At 44.5% G+C, this 3,052-nt stretch carries 4 protein-coding genes; all 4 read left to right on the top strand.

Translation table 11 applies throughout. The features are described 5' to 3' along the window. Positions 1–316: 316 nt before the first annotated feature. The gene (locus IQR33_RS18100) at positions 317–1,114 is read left to right on the top strand and encodes an outer membrane protein OmpK (protein WP_005385292.1); all 798 of its coding nucleotides are present in this window, start codon (positions 317–319) and stop codon (positions 1,112–1,114) included. A 108-nt stretch (positions 1,115–1,222) separates the two neighbouring features. After that, positions 1,223–2,113: a 2-dehydropantoate 2-reductase gene (panE, locus tag IQR33_RS18095; RefSeq protein WP_054576294.1), complete on the top strand. Its 891-nt coding sequence runs from the start codon at positions 1,223–1,225 to the stop codon at positions 2,111–2,113. Then, entirely contained in the window at positions 2,110–2,709 is a 600-nt protein-coding gene (locus tag IQR33_RS18090) for a DJ-1 family glyoxalase III (protein ID WP_054576295.1), read from the top strand. Before panE ends, IQR33_RS18090 begins: the two co-directional genes overlap by 4 nt. Then, positions 2,709–3,052: aminotransferase class V-fold PLP-dependent enzyme (locus IQR33_RS33455; RefSeq protein WP_228013976.1), on the top strand; the 344-nt coding region annotated here is incomplete at its 3' end. The genes IQR33_RS18090 and IQR33_RS33455, both read left to right, overlap by 1 nt.

The raw sequence follows: 3,052 nt of genomic DNA, 5'->3' as shown, positions 1-3,052 counted from the left end.
TCCTCTTTGATTCACGGATACATACGAATCCCTTATCACTCCGATCACTAACGATTTATGTTGGTTAATCGACTGGCTTAAAAAGTCATAAAATCGCTTACGCAAACGATCCAAATCACATATTTATTGCAATAAAATGCAACAAACAAAAAGTTCCGTAAATAAAGATAATTTCGTGATGCAACTCACCAAAAACGTTTCATTTTGCACCCTTTATCACTTTCATTTGGGATTTTTATCGCTATTATTCCCGCCAATTGGAAAGCGCAGCACAGATTGCGTGTTCTGAATCATTACAAACATAGAGAGTCCCCTTATGCGTAAATCACTTTTAGCTCTTAGCCTTCTAGCGGCTACTTCAGCTCCAGTTATGGCGGCAGATTACTCTGACGGCGATATTCACAAAAACGATTACAAGTGGATGCAATTTAACCTAATGGGTGCATTTGACGAACTTCCAGGTGAGTCTTCACACGACTACCTAGAAATGGAATTCGGCGGCCGCTCTGGTATCTTCGACCTTTACGGCTACGTTGATGTATTCAACCTAACTTCTGATCCAGGTAGCGACAAAGCTGGCGCAGAGAAGATCTTTATGAAATTCGCTCCACGTATGTCTCTAGATGCGGTAACTGGTAAAGACCTATCTTTCGGTCCAGTTCAAGAGCTATACGTTGCAACTCTAATCGAGTGGGGTGGTAACTCTGGTGTTAACTCTCAAAAAATCGGTCTAGGTTCTGACGTAATGGTTCCTTGGTTTGGTAAAGTTGGTGTTAACCTATACGGTACTTACGACGGCAACAAAAAGGATTGGAACGGTTTCCAAATCTCGACTAACTGGTTCAAACCATTCTACTTCTTCGAGAACGGTTCATTCATTTCTTACCAAGGCTACATCGATTACCAATTCGGTATGGATGATGATGCTGGTAACAAGTTTGGTTCAACCGCGTCAAACGGTGGTGCAATGTTCAACGGTATCTACTGGCACTCAGACCGCTTCGCAGTGGGTTACGGTCTAAAAGGTTACAAAGACGTGTACGGTATCAAAGATACTGATGGGTTCAAGTCAACTGGCTTTGGCCACTACCTTGCTGTAACTTACAAGTTCTAATTGAACCACTAAGTTTGCTCAAAAATGGCGCCTTTCGGCGCCATTTTTATTTGCTTTCCTTTTTTCCCTCATTATCCTTGCAGCAAACCTTTTTAATGAGAGCGTTTGGTGAATATCCTTATCCTCGGTCCAGGTGCGGTGGGCTCACTCTGGGCAACAAAATTTAAGCTTGCCGGGCACAATGTTTCATTGTGGGGAAGAAGTTCTGAAAGCCAACAATCACTTCAGTTGGATGACACACCCGCAATCGTATTCAGTAATCAAGATATTTCCTCCGTAAATAAAGCAGATCTCATTTTGATCACGGTAAAAGCTTGGCAAATGGAAGACGCCATTCAGCCTTTACTGCCTCATATCAACGCAGACACGATTATCATGCTGATGCACAATGGTATGGGTACCGCCTCTGGCGTGGAGAAGGCTCTGCCAAACAATCCTATCGTGCTCGCCACAACGACGCACGGCGCATACAAACCAGATAACCAACACGTACTGCATACCGGTCACGGAACAACGCAAGTGGGTGGTTATAATGACAAAGGAATGCAGTGCACTTTTCTGAAAGATGTTATGCATAATGCCCTTCCAGAGGCCATTTGGAATCCACACATCCAATCTGCGTTATGGACTAAGTTAGCGATCAACTGCGCGATTAACCCACTGACTGCGATTCTCCAGTGTAAGAATGGTGAACTTGCGAAGCCCGAGTTTAAGATACAACTCGAAAGCATCACTCAAGAACTGGTTGAAGTACTGAGTAAAGAAGGTATTGCTATCGAGTTTCGCTCTCTTTTCGATACGGTAATGCAAGTGGTGAACGCCACAGCTGAGAACTATTCTTCAATGAGACAAGACGTATTCCATCAGCGTCGAACGGAAATTGATTTTATAACCGGATACTTGTTAAAGGCTGCCAAGAAACATCGCATCAATACGCCTGAGAATTTAAAACTTTACCAACGCATCAAACAAATAGAACAAAGCTGGACAGAACAATGAGTAAGAAAATCTTAGTACCAATCGCTCCAGGCACCGAAGAAATGGAAGCCGTCACCGTCATCGACATGATGGTTCGCGCGGGTTATGACGTTACAGTAGCGAGTGCTGCTTTTGATGGCTCATTGACGATGAAAGCTTCTCGCGGAGTCACATTAACGGCAGATTGTAAGCTGGTCGATATCGCTGATGATGAGTTTGATGCCATAGCGCTTTCTGGTGGTGTTGGTGGTGCAGAAATTTTCCGTGATAGTACGGTGATGATAGAAATCCTTAAGCAGCACATCTACGAGGGAAAATTGGTTGCTGCTATCTGCGCATCACCGGCGTTGGTATTGCAACACCATAATCTTTTCCCACAATCACTGATGACCTGTCACCCGAGCTTGCAGTCACATATCCCGGAAGAGAAGTGGCGCAGCAAACGCGTGACCTTTGATATCAACCACAACCTGATCACTAGTCAAGGTCCGGGTACAGCTTTAGAGTTCGCGATGGAAGTAATCATTCAACTCTCAGGTAAAAAACACGCATGGTCAGTTGCTGAACCAATGATCCCTCTGCCTACTCTGCACTACCACAAGCTTGGTGAAGAATAATGTTTGACGTAAATGCTGTACGTGAGCAATTTCCCGCTCTAAATCAATCCGTCAACGATACGCCCTTAGTGTATCTAGATAGCGCAGCGACAACGCAAAAACCGCAATGTGTGATTGATGTCATCAGTCATTACTACAGTGCGCAAAATGCCAATGTTCACCGTGGCAGCCACAGTTTAACGGCTAATGCCACCAGCCAATTTGAAGCGGCACGAGAACGAGTGGCAAGCTTTATTGGTGCAAACAGCTCTAAAGAGATCATTTGGACACGGGGCGCAACCGAAGCACTGAACTTAATTGCTCAAACCTACGCCCGTAGCACGTTACAACCAGGTGATGAGAT

The sequence above is a fragment of the Vibrio sp. OPT46 genome, from assembly GCF_015163535.1.
Classification (GTDB): domain Bacteria; phylum Pseudomonadota; class Gammaproteobacteria; order Enterobacterales; family Vibrionaceae; genus Vibrio; species Vibrio alginolyticus.
Note: the sequence above shows the minus strand (reverse complement) of the source record. Positions and strands in the feature narration are given on the sequence as shown.